Raw genomic sequence first — 19652 nt, 5'->3', positions numbered from 1 at the left:
CTCTAGATTTCTCATCACCTCCGATAAGAAATCATTTCATAGAGGTGGGCCTTAGTGAGTGTTTATCAATTGATGACATTCCATTCCATAAGTGAAATGAAAGCAAATAGTAAGGAACAGCTATGCTTGCCAACATAAAAAAAACAGCACTAGCAACAGCAATTATTGCAACAGCAGCAACTGGATTCACATCTGTTGCAGCAGCCGCTGAGCGCAGTGAACTAACGATCCACCCTAAAGAGTTCACCACTTTCGTACGTAACTTTAACCCGTACCTAGGTGCTACTAACCTACACACTACAACTGACTTCCTATACGAGCCACTAGTAGTATTCAACGAAATGCAAGGTAACACTCCTGTATTCCGTCTAGCAGAAAACTACACAATTGCTGACGATCTACTGAGCGTTGTTTTTGACCTACGTAAAGGCGTTAAATGGTCTGACGGTGAAACATTCAACGCAGACGACGTAATTTTCTCTTTCAACCTAGTTAAAGAGAAGCCAGAGCTAGATCAAAGCGGTATTAACTCTTGGGTTTCTAGCGTTGAGAAATTGAACGACTACCAAGTTAAGTTCAATATCAAAGAAGCTAACTCAAACGCTCCTTACGAAATCGTGAAAGTGCCTGTGGTACCACAGCACGTATGGAGCAAGATCAAAGATCCTTCAACATTCACTAACGAAAACCCTGTAGGTTCTGGTCCATTTACTGAAATCGCAACGTTTACTCCACAGCTTTACATTCAGTGTGAAAACCCTAACTACTGGGATGCAGATAACCTAGATGTTGACTGTCTACGTGTTCCTCAAATCGCAAACAACGACCAGTTCCTTGGTAAAGTTGTAAATGGCGAAATGGACTGGACTTCATCGTTCATTCCAGACATCGACCGTACGTACGCTGCTGCAAGCCCTAACCACCAGTACTGGTACCCGCCAGCAGGTACACAGGCATTCGTTGTTAACTTCAAACACCCAGATGCAGCTAAGAATGAAGCTCTAACAAACGTAGACTTCCGTCGCGCGTTCTCTATGGCTCTTGACCGTCAAACTATCATCGACATCGCATTCTACGGCGGTGGTACAGTGAATGACTTCGCATCTGGTCTAGGTTACGCATTTAAGACTTGGTCTGATGAGAGCACTCATAAGAAATACCAAGGCTACAACACGTACAACGTTGAAGGTGCTAAAGAGCTACTTAAGAAAGCTGGCTTTAAAGACGTAAACAAAGACGGTTTTGTTGATACTCCATCTGGCAAGTCTTTCGAGCTTCTAATTCAATCTCCTAACGGTTGGACTGACTTTAACAACACTGTTCAGTTAGCTGTTGAGCAACTAGCAGAAGTTGGTATCAAAGCTAAAGCACGTACTCCAGATTTCTCTGTGTACAACCAAGCTATGCTTGAAGCAACGTATGACGTCGCTTACACCAACTACTTCCACGGTGCAGATCCACACCTATACTGGAACAGTGCTTACAACTCAGAGCTACAGTCTGGTGACGGTATGCCTCGCTTTGCAATGCACTACTACAAGAACGATAAGCTAGACGGTCTTCTAAACAGCTTCTACAAGACAGCTGATAAGAATGAGCAGCTAGAAATCGCTCATGGCATCCAGCAAATCATTGCTTCTGACCAAGTAACGATTCCAGTAATGTCTGGTGCTTACATGTTCCAATACAACACAACTCGCTTTACTGGTTGGTGGAACGAAGAAAATCCAAAAGGCCGTCCAAACATTTGGGCTGGTATCCCAGAGCGTCTACTACATGTACTGGACCTAAAACCAGTTAAATAAGTAGTTGTTCTAACTATGCGGCACGCAGTCTGTGTGCCGCTAAATCCCCCCACTCTTTGATTAGTTTGTTAAATGGCGCCAGTCGTCAGGGGATTTTTCGCTCTAAATTTTGTTTTCGCTAGGAGCGACCTGAAACCAGAAACAGGGAAAATCTGGGTGAGTAAGGTGTGAGTTATGGGTTATTTTTTAAGACGTTTGTCGTTCTATTTGGTCGCATTATTAGTTGCTGCGACGTTAAACTTTATTATTCCTCGAGCAATGCCGGGTGATCCCGTTACCATGATGTTTGCGAACGCTTCGGTACAGGTAACACCAGAGCGCATTGCTGCAATGAAAGAACTGCTAGGCTTTGTCGATGGCGGCCTATTCGTTCAATACATTGCCTACATGAAAAACATTCTTAGCTGGGAACTAGGCACTTCAATTCAGTTCTACCCTCTATCAGTAAACAAACTGCTAGGTGGCGCATTTGGTTGGTCTCTTTTCTTAGCCGGTAGTGCTGTAGTCCTATCTTTCGCTTTGGGTTCAATCTTAGGTATTTTCGCAGCATGGAAACGTGGTAGTAAATACGATGCATTCGTTACTCCAGGCATGCTCATTATCCAGGCGGTTCCACAGGTTGTAATTGCGATGCTAGCGCTCTTCATTTTCGCAATCGGCTTAAAGTGGTTCCCAACAGGATATGCTTACACTGCGGGTACCATTCCAGATTGGACAAGCTGGGAGTTTTACAAAGATGTCGCTTATCACGCCGTTCTTCCTCTTTTCTGTGCGTCTATCATCCAGATTGGTGGCTTCCTAGTAAACATGCGTAACAACATGATTAACCTACTAGGTGAAGACTACATCACAATGGCGAAAGGTAAGGGCCTAAGCGAAAATCGCGTTGTCTTTAACTACGCTGCTCGTAACGCGCTACTACCAAGTGTAACAGCCCTATCTATGTCGTTAGGTATGGCAATCGGTGGTCAGCTAATCATTGAAATCATCTTTAACTACCCGGGCCTAGGTACGGTTCTTCTGAACGCTATCCACGCTCGTGACTACCAAGTACTGCAAGGGCAATTGATCATCATGACGATGTTCATGCTGTCATTCAACCTTATTGCCGACATGCTCTATGTTGTTCTTGACCCTCGCCTTCGCAAGGGAGGTAAATAATTATGAAATCTCTATTTAAACTTATTCTTGGCAACGCATACGCACGTGTTGGGTTAGCGATTGTCTCACTGTTTATCTTTATGGCGGTAGCAGCTCCACTGATTACTCAACACGCCCCTGATAAGCGTACTGGTAATCCACATGAGTACCCTTCATTTGTAGTGAAATCTGCTCAAGCAAATCCAGACGGTTGGATCGCAGAAAACTTAGCAACTGATCGCCGCACCATGATCATGTCTAAAAAGGCTGACCACACTTTAGGTACTAGCCGTATGGGCCGTGACATCTGGTCTCAGCTTGTTTACGGTGCACGAATCTCTCTAGGTGTAGGCTTCGGTGCTGGTCTAACGGTATGTTTCCTAGCGACGGTTATTGGTATTTCAGCAGGTTACTTCGGTGGTCGCGTTGACGATGTGTTAACAGCCGCAATGAACATCATGCTGGTAATTCCGCAATACCCTCTACTATTCGTACTGGCTGCATTCATCGGTGAGGCAGGGCCACTAACGATAGCTATCATCATTGGTTGTACCTCCTGGGCTTGGGGGGCGAGGGTTATTCGCTCGCAAACTCTAGCCTTAAGAGAAAAAGAGTTTGTTAAAGCTGCTGAAGTATTGGGTGAATCTTCATTCCGTATCATCTTCGTTGAGATTCTTCCAAACCTAATCCCAATTGTGGGTGCAAGTTTCATCGGTTCAGTTATGTACGCAATTGGTATGGAATCTATCATTTCGTTCCTAGGTCTTGGTGACCCAAGCACAATCAGTTGGGGCATCATGCTGTACAACGTACAAACTTCATCAGCAATGCTTATCGGCGCTTGGTGGGAAGTATTGGCTCCATGTTTCGCTCTAACAGTTCTAGTTACTGGTCTAGCACTACTTAACTTCGCAGTAGATGAAATTGCTAACCCGCAACTTCGTTCACACAAAGGTATGAAACGTTGGAAGAAACTTGCTCAGCAAGATAAGCAAGAACGTACACCTGAACTACCACCACAAAATGCACTTTGGAGCGGAGATAAATAATTATGACTACCCCACTTATTTCTATCCGCAATCTTTGCGTTGATTACATCACTGATTCTGGCGACGTTCGCGCGTGTAACAACGTTAGCTTCGATATCGCACCAGGTGAAGTCTTTGGTCTAGCTGGTGAATCTGGTTGTGGTAAATCTACCGTCGCGTTCTCGCTAATGCGCCTTCATAAGCCGCCAGCATATATCTCTGGTGGCGAGGTAATCTTCAATGGTGAAGATATCCTTAAGTACAGCGACGAGCGTATGCAATCATTCCGCTGGAGTGAAATGTCAATGGTGTTCCAAAGCGCAATGAATGCTTTGAACCCAGTATTAACCATGGAAGATCAGTTCTGTGACGTAATTATGCGTCACACAAATATGACCCGAGAACAAGCACGTAAGCGTGCAGAAGGCCTACTGGAAATCGTTGATATTCACCCTAGTCGCTTGAATGACTACCCTCACCAGTTCTCTGGTGGTATGCGTCAGCGCTTGGTAATTGCGATTGCACTCGCTTTGAATCCAAAAATGATCATCATGGATGAACCAACAACAGCACTTGATGTGGTTGTTCAGCGTGAAATCCTACAGAAGATCTATGCACTAAAAGAAGAGTTCGGCTTTTCAATTTTGTTCATCACCCATGACTTATCGTTAATGGTCGAGTTCTCTGACCGCATCGGCATCATGTACTCAGGTGAATTGATTGAAGTTGCTCCATCGAAAGAGATTCTACAAACCCCATTCCACCCATATACAAAAGGGTTGGGTAGCTCTTTCCCTCCACTAATTGGTCCAAAAACTAAGTTGACGGGTATCCCTGGAAACCCACTAAACCTGCTGGAAATTCCGCAGGGCTGTCGTTTCCAAGCTCGCTGTGACCGTGTACATGAAGCGTGTACTCAAGTCCCGACTCAACTTAGACAAATTGAGCCAAATCGTTTCTCTAATTGCCACCTTTACGGTGACCCAATTGCTCAAGCAAAGCTCTAAGAAGCTACTGAGAAATAAGAATAAAGATTACTGGAGACAATTATGAGCAAAGAATATGGCGAACTACTGGTAGAAGGGAAAAATCTAGTTAAAGATTTTCCTATTAACAGTAACGCACTAAACCAACCAATGATGCGTGCCATTAACGACGTGTCATTCAAGATGTACAAGAGCCGTGGTTTGTCCGTTGTAGGTGAATCTGGTTCAGGAAAATCAACAACAGCGAAAATGATCGCAAAAATGTACGCTCCAACTGATGGTGTGATTGAATACAAAGGACGTGATATCCAAACGATCGATTCGCGCTCTGACATCATGGCGTACCGCGAAGGCGTTCAAATGGTTTGGCAAGACCCGTTTGGTTCATTGAACCCAACGCACAATATCTTCCACCATATCTTGCGTCCGCTACTGATCCACAAAAAGGTCGATCCTCGCAATAAGAAAGAGCAGGAAGAGCGTGTTTATGACCTTCTTGAACAGGTAGGCTTAATTCCGCCAAAAGAGACATCACAGAAGTTCCCTCACCAGTTATCTGGTGGTCAACGTCAACGTGTCAACTTGGCCCGCAACATTGCAGTCGGAGCTGAAGTGGTTCTAGCGGATGAACCAACATCAATGCTAGACGTGTCAATTCGTGCCGGTGTACTTAACTTGATGGAAGAGATGAAGTTCGAGAAGCAAATGTCTCTACTCTACATCACTCACGACATTGCAACGGCTCGTTACATCGCCGAAGACTTAGCGGTTATGTATGTTGGTCACATGGTTGAATGGGGTGATACCGAAGAGATCATTCACGATCCTCAACACCCATACACTCAGTTGTTGGTTTCAGCGGTTCCAGATCCAAGCAAATCTATCCATGAGAAACTGAAAGGTAATAAAGGCGAGATACCGCTTTGGACTCCAGCTTCACTAGGCTGCCCATTTGCTGGACGATGCCAGCATGCCACTGACAAATGTCGTGAAAAACTACCAGAAGTGACTCAACTTTCTGATAACCACTTTGTTCGTTGTTACTTGTACGAAAACTAAAACCTAATGAGCCAAGAATCACCGAGATTCTTGGCTCAATAACACCATAAGAAAAAATTTTTATCTTCGGAGATTTTAATGCTGCTACTTACTAACCACATTGGTTATGAAGCCCTTGGTCCAAAGCAAGCTGTTCTGATGACAAGAAAGCCACGCCTTTCTACCACCACTGCGCTATTGGTGTGTGCCGACAGTCATCAAACTGTGGCTAACTTTAGCATTGAGAAAGGAACTAAGGTTGCAAACTGGCACCAAGGGAATTTTTTTCGCATTGATTTCTCGGAATTTAACCAATTCGGTAGTTACTACCTACGTGTAGATAATCTCCGCTCAGAAATATTCAAGATCGATAACGGGTTATTGTTCAATACCACTCTGTCCGATGTTCTTCACTACTTCAAATCACAACGTAGTGGCGGCCGCTTCGATAAACAAGATCACTCAATTCCTCTGCTAGGTACCGATCAACGTGTAGATGTACATGGTGGTTGGTACGACGCGTCCGGAGATGTGAGCAAATACCTTAGTCACCTTTCCTATGCCAACTACCTGAATCCGCAACAAACTCCAATGGTTGTTTGGAACATGTTGAAAGGATTAGAGCTTATCGGTGAAAGTGATCAAGTCGCTCAATTTACCAAGGTTCGTATTACCGAAGAAGCATTGTTTGGTGCTGATTTCCTAATGCGCATGCAAAACGACGCTGGCTACTTTTATATGACTGTTTTTGATAAATGGTCCAAAGATATCAACCAACGTGAGATATGTGCCTACGCGACACAAGATGGCCATAAATCTGAAGACTATCAGGCTGGATTTAGACAAGGTGGTGGCGTTTCTATTGCTGCGCTTGCCGCTGCTGCTCGACTCCAAGAAAGTGGCGAATACAGTAGTGATGAGTATTTAAAAGCAGCAGAGCAAGGTTATTGGCATCTACGTGAATTTAATAATCAATATCTTAATAATGGTGAAGAGAACATCATTGACGAGTACTGCGCATTGCTGGCAACAGTCGAACTCTTTAAAACCACGTCTAAAGATCAATACTTAACAGAATCTCGCGAATGGGCAAGTCGACTGCTCAAGCGACAGCTCTCTGATGACAACTTTGACCATTTCTGGTCAGCGAATCAAGACGGATCTAGACCTTTCTTCCATGCCGCTGAAGCTGGCCTACCAAGCCTTGCGTTATGCACTTATTTAGAAATAGAAACGGATACACAGCTAGCACAACAAACTCTTACAACCATTGAGCGAAATGTCACGTTTGAGTTGAACATTAGCCAAAATACTGCGAATCCATTTGGTTACCCTCGTCAGTACGTGAAAGGGGTAAATGAAAATAAACGTGATGCCTTCTTCGTTGCGCATAACAATGAATCGGGTTATTGGTGGCAAGGTGAAAATGCTCGCCTAGGTTCATTGAGCTCAATGGCATTTTTTGCACTGCCATTTATCAAAGATACTCAGCTTAAACAGCAACTCCTACGTTTCTCTCAGGATTCACTTAACTGGATTCTGGGCCTTAACCCATATCACATGTGCATGCTTGACGGCCACGGCCACAATAATCCCGACTATCTACCCCAGTATGGCTTTTTTAATGCTAAAGGTGGGGTATGTAATGGGATTACAGCTGGATTTGATGATGAGCAAGATATTGCTTTTAACCCTCCAGGTCAGAAAGACGACATGCTTCAAAACTGGCGTTGGGGAGAGCAATGGATTCCTCATGGCGCCTGGTATTTACTCGCAGTAATCGCACAATTCAATCACTTTAGCCTGCAAGGAGAGAAATAATGACTCTTTACTACGTTGGAATTGATGGTGGCGGAACATCTTGTCGCGCTCGAATTCGTGACGAGGCTGGTAACTTTATCGGTGAAGCGAAAAGTGGCAGTGCCAATATTTTATTAGGCGTAGACGTAGCGATGACATCTATTATCGATGCGATCACACAAGCAGCTCGATTGGGGGGACTAACCGAGAAAGATTTTCCTAATATGCATGTGGGCCTTGCACTCGCGGGCGCAGAACAGAAATCAGCATGGCATAGCTTCATGCAGCAAACTCACCCATTCGCTACTATCGTTCTTAATACTGACGCGTATGGCGCCTGCGTGGGTGCTCACAATGGCGATGATGGTGCCATTATGATTGCCGGAACGGGTTCATGTGGTATCTACTTAAGTGCTGGACAGCAACACGTAGTTGGCGGTCGTGAGTTTCCAATATCAGACCAAGGTGGAGGCGCTGTCATGGGCCTGCGCCTAATTCAACAAGTATTACTAGCCGAAGATGGCATCGTTGAAAAGACACCATTGGCTAAGCATGTCATTGCTCACTTTAACAACGATGTTGACCAGATTGTCGAATGGTCTAAAAGTGCTCTACCTCGTGACTATGGCCAGTTCTCTCCAGCAATTTTCCAGCACGCCGAGCGAGGTGATAGCCTTGCAATTTCAATGTTGAAGCAAACAGCCAGTGATGTGGAAATGTTCTTAATCGCCTTAAACCGCAAAGGCGCTACACGTATCTGCCTCATGGGCAGTATTGCTGAGCGAATCAAAGCTTGGCTTTCTCCTCCAGTACAAAACTGGGTTGTTGAGCCTCAATTCGACGCAATTGAAGGTGCACTAATGTTTGCCGGCAAAGCCGAGCACAATCTGTACTGAGGAGCTAACTTTGAGCTTTCGTATCGAACTTGCTGTCTTATCTGAACAAAAACAGTTTTGTCGTTTCGGTTTAACGGTTCATAACCTCACAGATCAAGATATAGCGGATTGGAAACTCCAATTTATTATCGATCGCTATATCCTTCCTGACAGTTTTACTCATGGTGGTATCTCTCAGGTAGGAAGCTTTTGTACCGTGACGCCGGATAGCCAGCAACTTATTGCTAATCAGCATTACTATTGTGAGTTCAGCATTCGTACGGCTCCGTTACGTTTCTATACTGACGGTATTAAAGATGCGTTGATCATCACGAATGAAGGAACCACCACATATCCGGTGATGATCACCCCAATTGTGTTAGCATCGCCTTACCGTGAGAGAAGTCAGCTTCCAGAAACTCAATCAACTCAGTTAGCCTTGATTCCAAAGCCGAGCTTTGTTGAATGCCATGAAGGTCATTTTCATCTATCCGAATCAAGCCAAATTACACTTCAGGCCTCATCAGCTGATAAAGCAGCAACTTGGTTACAGCAAGAGTTGTATGAGCTATTTAATTTTCAGGTACAAACAATTGGCCAAAGTGACATCCTTTATCGCAATAACCCAACCCTAGATAAAGGTGAGTACCAACTCACAGTATCAGGCTCAGGTATTCGCTTAGAAGCAGGTTCAAGTATTGGGTTTGTTCACGCTAGCGCGACGCTTTTGCAACTTATTCAAGTGAACTCAGATCAATCTCTATGCGTGCCCTATGTAAAAATATCTGACGCTCCTCGATTTAAATATCGAGGGATGATGCTTGATTGTGCTCGCCACTTTCATCCGATCGAACGCGTTAAACGTTTAATCAACCAATTGGCTCACTACAAGTTCAATACCTTTCATTGGCACTTAACCGATGACGAAGGCTGGCGCCTAGAGATCAAAGCTTTTCCAGAATTGACTCAGGTTGGTGCCTACCGAGGAACCGGAACTCCTATCGCTCCGCAGTTCAGCCATCTAAGTAGTGTCTACGGTGGTTATTACTCACAGGAGCAAGTAAAAGAAATCATTGCTTATGCAAGTGAACGAGGCATCACGGTTATTCCTGAGATCGATATCCCAGGCCACTGCCGAGCAGCAATTAAGTCCTTACCTCACTTACTGCAAGATGAAGAAGATCAATCACAATTTAGAAGCATTCAACACTATACCGACAATGTTCTTTCTCCTGCATTACCAGGAACTTACGAGTTCCTCGACCGAGTGCTTGAAGAAGTCGCTGAGCTTTTCCCAGCCACTTGGGTGCATATCGGAGCAGACGAAGTCCCTGATGGCGTATGGCTAGAGAGCCCTCAATGCCAGAAACTGATGCAAGAACACAACTATCAAAGCGCAAAAGAACTCCAAGGTCACTTACTCAGATATGCAGAGCAAAAGCTACGTAAATTAGGTAAACGTATGGTTGGCTGGGAAGAAGCGCAGCATGGCAACAAAGTGAGTAAAGACACTGTCATCTACTCTTGGCTCAGTGAAGAAGCCGCTCTCAATTGTGCCAAACAAGGTTTCGATGTGATTTTGCAGCCGGGTCAATCAACTTATCTCGATATGAGCCAAGATTATTCACCAAAAGAACCCGGTGTCGATTGGGCTGCGGTTATTCCGCTTGAAAGCGCCTATCACTATGAGCCTCTCGCAGAGGTCCCCGACGAGGACCCTATCCGCAAAAGAATTTTAGGAATCCAATGCGCCCTATGGTGTGAAATTATCACTACACAGCAGCGCATGGATTACATGGTTTTCCCACGCCTAACAGCGATGGCTGAAGCATGTTGGACAAACAAAAACCAACGAGATTGGGAAGACTATCTATCAAGGTTGAAGGGGCATCTACCTCTGCTAGACAGACAAAATATTGAATACCGACAACCTTGGAAATAACACGCAGCCAATGAGTACTCATTAGCGGTTTTCACTAGCTTAAAAAGTTTTGGCTACCAATGTGGTAGCTTGGTAAAAAGGAAATTAACATGAAATACGGCTATTTCGATAACGACAATCGTGAATACGTCATCACTCGACCAGACGTACCTGCGCCATGGACAAACTACTTGGGCACAGAGAAGTTCTGTACTGTTATCTCTCACAATGCAGGGGGATACTCTTTCTATAATTCACCTGAATATAACCGTGTTACTAAATTCCGCCCTAACGCGACATTTGACCGCCCAGGGCACTATGTTTATCTACGTGATGATGAAACTGGCGACTACTGGTCAATCTCTTGGCAACCTGTTGCAAAAAGCCTAGATGAAGCGAACTACGAAGTTCGTCATGGTCTTTCTTACTCTAAATTTAAATGTGATTACAATGGCATTGAAGCAACCAAAACTCTGTTTGTACCTAAGGGCGAAGACGCAGAAGTATGGGATGTGGTGATTAAAAACACGTCTGATAAGACTCGTACAATCAGCACATTCTCTTTTGTTGAGTTCTCGTTCAGCCACATTCAATCAGATAACCAAAACCATCAGATGTCTCTATACTCTGCAGGTACTGAATATCACGAAGGCGTGATCGAATACGACCTTTACTACAACACCAATGACTTTGAAGGTTTCTACTACCTAGCATCTACCTTTGACCCAGATTCATACGACGGTCAACGTGATAGCTTCCTAGGCCTATACCGTGACGAAGCAAACCCAATTGCAGTAGAGCAAGGTAAGTGTTCGAACACTGCTCAAACTTGTTACAACCACTGCGGTTCTCTACATAAGCAATTTACTATCCAACCTGGTGAAGAAGTACGTTTCGCCTACGTACTAGGTATTGGTAAAGGCAACGGCGAGCGTCTTCGTAAGAAATACCAAGACCTTGCTAACGTAGATGCTGCATTTGCTGGTATTAAAGAGCACTGGAATGAGCGTTGTGACAAGTTCCAAGTGAAATCACCAAACGAAGGCCTAGACACTATGATCAACGCTTGGACACTTTACCAAGCAGAAACTTGTGTGGTTTGGTCTCGCTTTGCATCATTCATCGAAGTGGGCGGGCGCACTGGTCTTGGCTACCGCGATACCGCGCAAGACGCCATTTCAGTACCTCATGCTAACCCAGCAATGACACGTAAGCGTATCGTTGATCTACTGCGTGGACAGGTTAAAGCAGGTTACGGTCTGCACCTATTTGATCCTGACTGGTTCGATCCAGAGAAAGCAGACGTCGCGCCGTCAAAGTCACCAACAGTTGTTCCAACACCTTCAGATGACGATAAGATCCACGGTATTGAAGATACCTGTTCAGACGATCACTTATGGATCGTGCCAACCATTTGTAAATATGTGATGGAAACAGGTGAGCATAGCTTCTTTGACGAAGTGATCCCTTACGCTGATGGCGGTGATGCATCTGTTTACGACCACATGAAAGCAGCACTCGATTTCTCTGCCGAATACGTTGGTCAGACTGGTATCTGTAAAGGTCTACGAGCGGACTGGAACGACTGTCTAAACCTAGGCGGCGGTGAGTCATCCATGGTGTCGTTCTTACATTTCTGGGCTCTACAAGAGTTTATCGACCTAGCGAAGTTCCTAGGTAAAGATGCAGATATCGCGAAATACACCGAAATGGCAGCAAACGTACGTGAAGCGTGTGAAACTCACCTTTGGGATGACGAAGGCGGTTGGTACATCCGTGGTCTGACCAAAGATGGCGATAAGATCGGTACTGCTCAACAAACTGAAGGCCGTGTACACCTAGAATCAAATACTCTAGCGGTACTGTCTGGTGCGGTTTCCCAAGAGCGTGGTGAGAAAGCAATGGATGCGGTAGATGAGAACCTATTCTCAGAATACGGCCTGCACCTAAATTCACCATCATTCGCAACACCAAACGATGACATCGGTTTCGTTACTCGCGTTTATCAAGGCGTAAAAGAAAACGGTGCAATCTTCTCACACCCTAACCCATGGGCATGGGTAGCTGAAGCGAAACTAGGCCGTGGTGACCGTGCGATGAAGTTCTATGATGCACTTAACCCATACAACCAAAACGAGATGATCGAAAAACGCATTGCAGAACCATATTCATACGTTCAATTCATTATGGGACGCGATCACCAAGATCATGGTCGTGCGAACCACCCATGGTTAACAGGTACATCTGGTTGGGCTTACTTCGCTGTTACAAACTTCATTTTAGGTGTGCGTACTGGTTTTGATGGCCTAACGATTGATCCTTGTATCCCAACAGACTGGCCAGGCTTTGAAGTGTCACGCCAGTGGCTAGGTGCGACCTACAACATTAAAGTCGAGAACCCAAGCTCAGTTAGCAAAGGCGTTAAATCTATTACTGTTAATGGCGAGTCCGTCACCGGCGCTGTTCCAGTTCAAGCTGAAGGCAGCGTCAACGAAGTTATCGTTGTCCTAGGTTAATTGACCAAGTGCGAGTCTCGCTAGAGGCTCGCACCTTGGAATAAAGGATTATCAATATGATTAAATTTGGAACAGGCGGCTGGCGTGCATTTATTGGTGAAGAATTCACCAAAGATAATGTTCGTTTGGTGGCGCAATCCTTGGCGAACATCATCAACAACGAAAACGTTGCAGATAAAGGCTTCGTTATCGGTTATGACCGTCGTTTTCTATCAGACAAAGCAGGACGTTGGTTCGCTGAGGTTCTTGCGGCGAATGGTGTTACGGTTAGCTTTATCGACAAGTTCGTCCCTACGCCGATCGTAATGTTTAAGGCGAAAGAGATGGGCTGTGCGTACTCAGCTTGTATTACCGCTTCACATAACCCTGCGGACTACAACGGCGTAAAAGTGTTCATTGAAGGTGGACGCGATGCCGATGAAATCATCACGGAAAAGATTGAAACTCAAATCGCAGCACTAACTCAAGATCAGGTTAAATCTGTCGACTTTGAGCAAGCGATTGAAGATAAGTTGATCGAAGTGATCAACCCTATGAACGAGTTTGTTGACTCCATCATCGATTTCATTGATATAGAAGCGATCAAACGCGCAAACTTACGCGTACTGATCGACCCTATGTTTGGCGTAGCTAAAAATGCTCTTCAAACAGTATTGATCAATGGTCGTTGTGACGTTGACGTTATCAATGACGGTAAAAACCCTGATTTTGGTGGCTTGATGCCATCTCCAAGCGCAGCAACACTTTATCGCTTAAAGCACCTTGTTGCCGCAGAAGGATACGACATTGGCATTGGTACTGATGGCGATGCCGATCGCCTGGGAATCATCGATGAAAAAGGCGATTTTATTCACCCCAATGAAGTGCTGATCTTACTGTACTACTACCTACTGGAATACAAAGGCTGGAAAGGTTCCGTAGTACGTAACATCGCAACCACTCACCTACTCGATAAGATTGCTGAAGACCATGGCGAGAAAGCGTTTGAAGTCCCTGTAGGATTCAAACACATTAGCTCTCAAATGGAAGCTGATGATTCACTGATTGGTGGCGAAAGCTCTGGCGGCTTAACGATTCGCGGCCACATTAAAGGTAAGGATGGTGTTTTTGCCTCAAGCTTATTGGTCGAGATGATTTCAGTGACAGGTAAAAAGCTGTCTGAAATGCTAGACGAAATCTACGCTAAATATGGCTACGTATACACTGCCGAAGGTGATTGCAAGTTTAAAGCATCAGAGAAAGAAGCCCTCTACAGCAAGATTTACGTAGAGAAACAGTTGCCTGAATTTGAATATGAGATAGAAAAAGTCAGCTACGAAGACGGGGCTAAAGTTTACTTCAAAAACGGTGGCTGGGTTATTGCCCGCTTCTCAGGTACGGAACCTTTGTTGCGAATCTTCGCTGAAATGGCAGACAAAGAGACCGCTGAACGTGTTCTTCAGCAAGTCAAAGAATTCTTGCAACTGTAAGTGATTCAAACCACTTCCCTACCCTATAGGTGAAGAGCACTTGCCCGGCGATTTCGTCGGGCTTTTTTTCATTTCAACCGAGCCAATCTACCTGTAGTAACCCACTACTACCCACAAATGTAATCAAGTTGTTAAATTAAACATCCCCTAACCAAACGTGGAATTTAATATGGCAAACGTACTGATCATCGCTGGTGATTTTGTGGAAGATTACGAACTCATGGTGCCGTTTCAAGCTTTGCAAATGGTAGGTCACCTGGTTGCAGTTGTCTGCCCAGAAAAGAACATTGGCGATACAATTAAGACAGCGATACATGATTTCGAGGGCGATCAAACCTATACCGAAAAAGTTGGACACCAGTTTAGTATTAACGCCGACTTTAAGCAGATAAGCCCAGATCAATTTGATGCATTACTACTTCCTGGCGGCCGCTCTCCAGAATACCTGCGACTAAACCCAGCGGTTATCGAGATCATCCAATCCTTCGCCAATCAGCAAAAACCGATTGCCGCGATTTGTCATGGCGCACAACTGCTCGCTGCTGCCAACATCATTGAAGGTAAGAGCATCTCAGCTTACCCAGCATGTGCGCCAGAGGTTACACTTGCTGGTGCACAATATGCTGAGCTAGAAATGGATCAGGCAATCACCGATGGTATTTTTGTCACCGCTCCAGCATGGCCCGCTCACCCCGCATGGCTAGCTCAGTTTCATACACAACTCAGTTAGACCAAAGGCGTAGTGAGTTTTTTATCAAACTCACTACGCTAACAATATCATCAATGAAATTTAAGGAAGGTCGAAAATGTGCGAGATTTATTCAGGCGCAGAAGAGGCTTTATTCGAACTTAAAACTCGCTCTGTCCGCATAGAAGGCGTCGTAACCAGTATCCGGCTCGAAGCCGTGTTTTGGAAAATTATTGAAGATATTGCTTTAGAAGGTGATATGTCGGTCGCTGAGTTTTTAACTCGAATCTACAACGAAGTGATTCATCAACGAGGCGAGTTGGGTAACTTCGCCTCGCTGCTAAGGGTAGCGTGCACCACTTATTTAAACGGTGGCAAACGTATCCAGATATGATATCACCCATATCGAGTTAAAAAGCCAGTACACCTTGTGTTTCGACTTTCACTGATACTTGCTGACCAATAGAAAGTGGCTCTGATGAACTAGCTAATAGACGATGGCCGCTTGCATCAATGACATAGCGACAGTGATCACCCATAAACTGCTGCTCTAATACCGTAACGCTGCTTTCTTCTGCTGCACTAATTTGGACATGCTGAGGACGTAATAGCAATTCACAATTTTCCCCTACTGGGATTTGTTGTTGAGCGGTTGCTTCTACTAAGCCAAGTTGTGTTTCGTATTCTGACTCAGAGGCACGTGTTGCCGTTAGGTAGCTACCACCACCCAAAAAGTCAGCAACAAATTTGCTCGAAGGCTGATAATACAGTTCACTAGCCGTGCCATATTGTTCAATCACACCATGATTCATTACGGCCATTTTATCTGCAAACGCAAATGCTTCTTCTCGGCTATGGGTAACGAAAATCGCGGTCACCCCCTGCTTTTTGAAGATCTTACGGATTTCTCCAATCAGTTCGTGACGCACTTGCGTATCAATATTTGAAAACGGTTCATCAAGCAATAACAAATCTGGCTTGTAAGCTAATGAACGAGCAATCGCCACACGTTGTTGTTGTCCACCTGACAGCTGATGAGGATAACGCTCTCCAAAACCTGTCAAATGCACCAGACCAAGCATCTCTTCAACTTTAGCTTTTTGCTCATGGCTAGGAAGATTTCGCAGTCCAAATGCAACGTTTTCGGAAACGGTGAGGTGCGGAAACAGCGCATAATCTTGGAAGATCATGCCAATATTACGCTGCTCTGGAGGTAACCAGTTTTCACCATCATCGATCAACATGCAGTTCAGGCTCATAGTGCCAGAACTTAATGGCAGTAACCCTGCAATCGCCTTGAGCAATGTTGTTTTACCACAGCCACTTGCCCCCAACAGACAAACAATCTCACCTTGTTCAACTTCCAACGACAACGACTCTAAAACCGTAGTTTGCTCGTCATACTTACATGTTAAGTTTTGAATCGATAATGCACAGCTCATCAGTGTGAATGCTCCAGTGAACGGTTAACAATAACCAACGGGACTAAACCAACGAGAACCAAAAGAACAGCAGGCATAGCCGCAAGTTCTAGATGCTCATCAGAGGCAAAATTATAAACATAGGTTGCGAGAGTTTCGAAGTTGAACGGCCTTAGCAATAGCGCTGCGTTAAGCTCTTTCATTGACTCAATAAAAACCAACAAAGCGGCAATCAAAGCACCTCGTCGAACTAGCGGGAAATGAATACGCCAAAGCATGGTATTCGAATTACAGCCCATAGTTCGTGACGCCATATCAAGCGAAGGCGAAACCTTACTTAGACTACTTTCGATACTACCAATCGCCACCGCAGAAAAGCGGACAACCATGGCAAAAATAATGGCAAACATTGAGCCGGAAAAAATCAGTCCAGGTCGTCCCCAATCCATGTACTTTGCCACGTCATTGACGAAGTGATCCATAAACAAGACAGGTACCATCACACCAATCGCTAGCACGGTTCCCGGTACTGCGTATCCCATTGAAGAGAGACGCATGAACGCCAAGCTTTTACCGCCAGGGCTAACACGTTGACAGAAGTTCACAATAAGCGCGACCAACACACCAAAGAAAGCCGCAGTAAACGAAACGTATAAACTGTTCAGTGCATACTCTCGGAATTCTGCTGTCCAGCTTTGAGCAAAATATTTATATGCATAGATAATCAGCTGCCCAAGAGGGAAGATGAAGGCAATACATACAAGTCCCCAACACCAGGTTAGTGCTAGCCACTTTTTCCAACCAGCAAGCTCATAGCGAAAATCTTCGCGGCTACTGAATTGGTTCTGAAATAACTTCTGCTTTCGGCGGCTGTATCGCTCAGCACTCAGTAACAAAATAACGACCACCAGCATGATGGCTGAGATTTTAGCTGCTGCAGTCAAACTCGAATAACCTAACCAAGTGTCATATACCGCCGTCGTCAACGTATTCACAGCGAAATAGCTCACTGTACCAAAGTCACCTATTGTTTCCATCGCAACTAGCGAGAGGCCAACCACAATAGATGGACGAACTAATGGTAAAGAGATTCGACGGAAGCTTTCCCAAGGAGAACACTTCAATAGTCGAGCCGATTGGAGCAAAGAGACGTTTTGCTCCATGAAGGCGGCGCGACAAAGTAGATAGACATACGGATAAAGCACCAGCGAAAGCACGATGATCGCACCGGGCAGAGTCCTGATATCTGGGAACCAATATTCACCCGGTCCCCACCCCGTAATATCACGCAGTAAAATCTGAATAGGTCCAGCAAAATCGAACCAGTCAGTAAAAATGTAACCAACTATGTATCCCGGCATCGCGAGAGGTAAAACGAGTGCCCATTGCAATACTCGCTCGCTCGGTAGACGGCACATCGCCATAATCCAAGCGGAAGGGATACCAAACAGGAGAGACAAAACCATCGTCCCGATAACCAGAACGACCGTGTTGTAAGCATAAGTGGGCATGACCGTTGACATTAAATGGCTAAATAGCTCATTTGTCTCGCCAACAGCTGTAGTAAATATCGCTAAGATCGGTAAAACCAGTAGCAAAGCAAGTGCCCCACTACTGGTTTTCCATACGTAATTCTTTTCTTTCATCGCCTAATTACAACGAGGCAGTATGAAACATAAATGCAGTTGCAAATACATCTCATATCCCTTTAATAGTTTAGGGGTATTTATACCCTTATAAACAAACAACCTCAAGTTACCCAGAGAAAAGAGCGACTTGAGGTTGTGTTTTAGCAAGCCAATTGGTCTGCTACTAAACGATTATAGGTCGAATTTAACTTCATCTAGAAGTTTAATTGCTGCTTCGTGGTGGCTAGCAACGTCATCTAGAGAAATTGTATCTGGCTTGAAGTCACCCCAAGATGCCACTAGCTCAGAACGCTTAACACCGTCTTTCACTGGGTATTCGTAGTTCACTTCCGCGTACATGCTTTGTGCTTGGTCGCCTGATAGGAACTCCATTAGCTTCACTGCATTCTCTTTGTTTGGAGAGTACTTAGCCATTGCCATACCAGAGATGTTTACGTGTGTACCAGTCGTCTTTTGGTTAGGGAAGTTGATGTAAACAGCGTCAGCCCACGCTTTCTGTTCTGCATCATTAACCATCTTACCTAGGTAGTAGCTGTTACCTAGAGAAACGTCACATAGACCTTCTTTGATTGCTTTAACCTGTGCACGGTCGTTACCTTGCGGCTTGCGCGCTAGATTTGCTTTAACGCCTTCTAACCACTCTTTTGTTGCCGCTTCACCTTCATGAGCGATCATTGCAGACACTAGAGATACGTTGTATGGGTGCTTACCGCTACGAGTACAGATTTTACCTTTAAACTCAGGCTTCGCTAGGTCAGCATAGTTGAAGTCTTCACCAAGCTTACCAACGCGGTCACGAGAAGAGTATACGCTACGAGTACGAGTTGTTAGTGCAAACCATTCGTTATCCGTATCTTGGTACTGAGCCGGGATGTTTTTCTCTAACACTTCACTTTCTACTGCTTGAACCAAATCTTTCTTAGTCAGTTCCGCTAGACGGCTGATATCAACAGTTAGGATAACGTCAGCTGGGCTGTACTCACCTTCTTGAGCCAGCTTTTCTGCTAGACCTTTCTTAGCAAACTTAACGTTTACTTTAATACCAGTCTCTTTCGTGAACTCATTGAACATTGGCTCAACTAGGAATGGCTGGCGGTAAGAGTATACGTTTACTTCTTCAGCAGCCATTGCAGCAGAAGGAGCAATTGTTGCACATGCTAATGCAGAAAGAGTTAGCAGTTTTTTCATCGGTTTAATCCTTTAGGTATTCGTAATGATAATGTCTATCAGTTGCGTTATTATATTCATCACAATTTAGAAAACAATGAGGCAACACAAAAAAACCTGCTTTTAGAAGCAGGTTTTTGATAATTATA

General features: G+C 44.8%; 15 protein-coding genes. 12 read left to right on the top strand and 3 right to left on the bottom strand.

The features are described 5' to 3' along the window. Positions 1–122 precede the first annotated feature (122 nt). From GVO60_RS15745 to GVO60_RS15690, 12 genes are all read left to right on the top strand, one after another. A complete protein-coding gene (locus GVO60_RS15745) occupies positions 123–1805 on the top strand; it encodes an ABC transporter substrate-binding protein (protein ID WP_159655692.1) in 1683 nt (560 codons plus the stop codon). Between the two features lie 174 nt (positions 1806–1979). Next, the gene (locus GVO60_RS15740) at positions 1980–2966 is read left to right on the top strand and encodes an ABC transporter permease (RefSeq protein ID WP_159655690.1); all 987 of its coding nucleotides are present in this window, start codon (positions 1980–1982) and stop codon (positions 2964–2966) included. A gap of 2 nt (positions 2967–2968) precedes the next feature. Next, the gene (locus GVO60_RS15735) at positions 2969–3994 is read left to right on the top strand and encodes an ABC transporter permease (protein ID WP_159655688.1); all 1026 of its coding nucleotides are present in this window, start codon (positions 2969–2971) and stop codon (positions 3992–3994) included. Between the two features lie 2 nt (positions 3995–3996). Beyond that, a complete protein-coding gene (locus GVO60_RS15730; RefSeq protein WP_159655686.1) occupies positions 3997–4980 on the top strand; it encodes an ABC transporter ATP-binding protein in 984 nt (327 codons plus the stop codon). A gap of 42 nt (positions 4981–5022) precedes the next feature. Further along, complete coding sequence (locus tag GVO60_RS15725; RefSeq protein WP_159655684.1) at positions 5023–6018, top strand: ABC transporter ATP-binding protein; 996 nt, start codon at positions 5023–5025, stop codon at positions 6016–6018. Positions 6019–6096: 78 nt separating this feature from the next. Further along, on the top strand, positions 6097–7818 hold the full coding sequence (locus tag GVO60_RS15720; RefSeq protein WP_159655682.1) for a glycoside hydrolase family 9 protein: 1722 nt from the start codon (positions 6097–6099) through the stop codon (positions 7816–7818). Then, entirely contained in the window at positions 7818–8693 is an 876-nt protein-coding gene (locus GVO60_RS15715; protein ID WP_159655680.1) for a glucosamine kinase nucleotide-binding domain-containing protein, read from the top strand. The genes GVO60_RS15720 and GVO60_RS15715 overlap by 1 nt, the downstream gene beginning before the upstream one ends. 10 nt (positions 8694–8703) lie before the next feature. Continuing rightward, positions 8704–10614 (top strand): beta-N-acetylhexosaminidase, encoded by a 1911-nt coding sequence (locus GVO60_RS15710; RefSeq protein ID WP_159655678.1) that lies wholly within the window; start codon positions 8704–8706, stop codon positions 10612–10614. Between the two features lie 89 nt (positions 10615–10703). Then, on the top strand, positions 10704–13109 hold the full coding sequence (locus GVO60_RS15705; RefSeq protein WP_159655676.1) for a glycoside hydrolase family 94 protein: 2406 nt from the start codon (positions 10704–10706) through the stop codon (positions 13107–13109). A 56-nt stretch (positions 13110–13165) separates the two neighbouring features. Next, on the top strand, positions 13166–14578 hold the full coding sequence (locus GVO60_RS15700) for a phosphoglucomutase/phosphomannomutase family protein (RefSeq protein ID WP_159655674.1): 1413 nt from the start codon (positions 13166–13168) through the stop codon (positions 14576–14578). 169 nt (positions 14579–14747) lie between these two features. Continuing rightward, entirely contained in the window at positions 14748–15308 is a 561-nt protein-coding gene (locus GVO60_RS15695) for a DJ-1/PfpI family protein (protein WP_159655672.1), read from the top strand. A gap of 76 nt (positions 15309–15384) precedes the next feature. Next, complete coding sequence (locus GVO60_RS15690; protein ID WP_159655670.1) at positions 15385–15660, top strand: ribbon-helix-helix domain-containing protein; 276 nt, start codon at positions 15385–15387, stop codon at positions 15658–15660. A 16-nt stretch (positions 15661–15676) separates the two neighbouring features. Here GVO60_RS15690 and GVO60_RS15685 read toward each other — a convergent pair whose 3' ends face one another. From GVO60_RS15685 to GVO60_RS15675, 3 genes are all read right to left on the bottom strand, one after another. After that, positions 15677–16708, bottom strand: a complete 1032-nt coding sequence (locus tag GVO60_RS15685) for an ABC transporter ATP-binding protein (protein WP_159655668.1) — start codon at positions 16706–16708, stop codon at positions 15677–15679. Continuing rightward, on the bottom strand, positions 16708–18333 hold the full coding sequence (locus GVO60_RS15680) for an ABC transporter permease (RefSeq protein WP_159655666.1): 1626 nt from the start codon (positions 18331–18333) through the stop codon (positions 16708–16710). The genes GVO60_RS15685 and GVO60_RS15680 overlap by 1 nt, the downstream gene beginning before the upstream one ends. A 174-nt stretch (positions 18334–18507) precedes the next feature. Next, on the bottom strand, positions 18508–19524 hold the full coding sequence (locus tag GVO60_RS15675) for a Fe(3+) ABC transporter substrate-binding protein (protein ID WP_159655664.1): 1017 nt from the start codon (positions 19522–19524) through the stop codon (positions 18508–18510). Positions 19525–19652: the final 128 nt, after the last annotated feature.

It is taken from the genome of Vibrio atypicus (genome assembly GCF_009811315.1).
Lineage (GTDB): Bacteria > Pseudomonadota > Gammaproteobacteria > Enterobacterales > Vibrionaceae > Vibrio > Vibrio atypicus.
The sequence above is the reverse complement of the archived record's forward strand: the minus strand, read 5'-3'. Positions and strand labels throughout refer to the sequence as shown.

What these genes read in the sequence shown, in the direction of transcription:
- GVO60_RS15740 (WP_159655690.1), top strand. Translation starts at nt 1,980, where the DNA reads ATGGGTTATTTTTTAAGACGTTTGTCGTTCTATTTGGTCGCATTATTA.
- GVO60_RS15730 (WP_159655686.1), top strand. Translation starts at nt 3,997, where the DNA reads ATGACTACCCCACTTATTTCTATCCGCAATCTTTGCGTTGATTACATC.
- GVO60_RS15735 (WP_159655688.1), top strand. Translation starts at nt 2,969, where the DNA reads ATGAAATCTCTATTTAAACTTATTCTTGGCAACGCATACGCACGTGTT.
- GVO60_RS15675 (WP_159655664.1), bottom strand. Translation starts at nt 19,524, where the DNA reads ATGAAAAAACTGCTAACTCTTTCTGCATTAGCATGTGCAACAATTGCT.
- GVO60_RS15685 (WP_159655668.1), bottom strand. Translation starts at nt 16,708, where the DNA reads ATGAGCTGTGCATTATCGATTCAAAACTTAACATGTAAGTATGACGAG.
- GVO60_RS15680 (WP_159655666.1), bottom strand. Translation starts at nt 18,333, where the DNA reads ATGAAAGAAAAGAATTACGTATGGAAAACCAGTAGTGGGGCACTTGCT.
- GVO60_RS15720 (WP_159655682.1), top strand. Translation starts at nt 6,097, where the DNA reads ATGCTGCTACTTACTAACCACATTGGTTATGAAGCCCTTGGTCCAAAG.
- GVO60_RS15690 (WP_159655670.1), top strand. Translation starts at nt 15,385, where the DNA reads ATGTGCGAGATTTATTCAGGCGCAGAAGAGGCTTTATTCGAACTTAAA.
- GVO60_RS15715 (WP_159655680.1), top strand. Translation starts at nt 7,818, where the DNA reads ATGACTCTTTACTACGTTGGAATTGATGGTGGCGGAACATCTTGTCGC.
- GVO60_RS15745 (WP_159655692.1), top strand. Translation starts at nt 123, where the DNA reads ATGCTTGCCAACATAAAAAAAACAGCACTAGCAACAGCAATTATTGCA.
- GVO60_RS15705 (WP_159655676.1), top strand. Translation starts at nt 10,704, where the DNA reads ATGAAATACGGCTATTTCGATAACGACAATCGTGAATACGTCATCACT.
- GVO60_RS15700 (WP_159655674.1), top strand. Translation starts at nt 13,166, where the DNA reads ATGATTAAATTTGGAACAGGCGGCTGGCGTGCATTTATTGGTGAAGAA.
- GVO60_RS15725 (WP_159655684.1), top strand. Translation starts at nt 5,023, where the DNA reads ATGAGCAAAGAATATGGCGAACTACTGGTAGAAGGGAAAAATCTAGTT.
- GVO60_RS15695 (WP_159655672.1), top strand. Translation starts at nt 14,748, where the DNA reads ATGGCAAACGTACTGATCATCGCTGGTGATTTTGTGGAAGATTACGAA.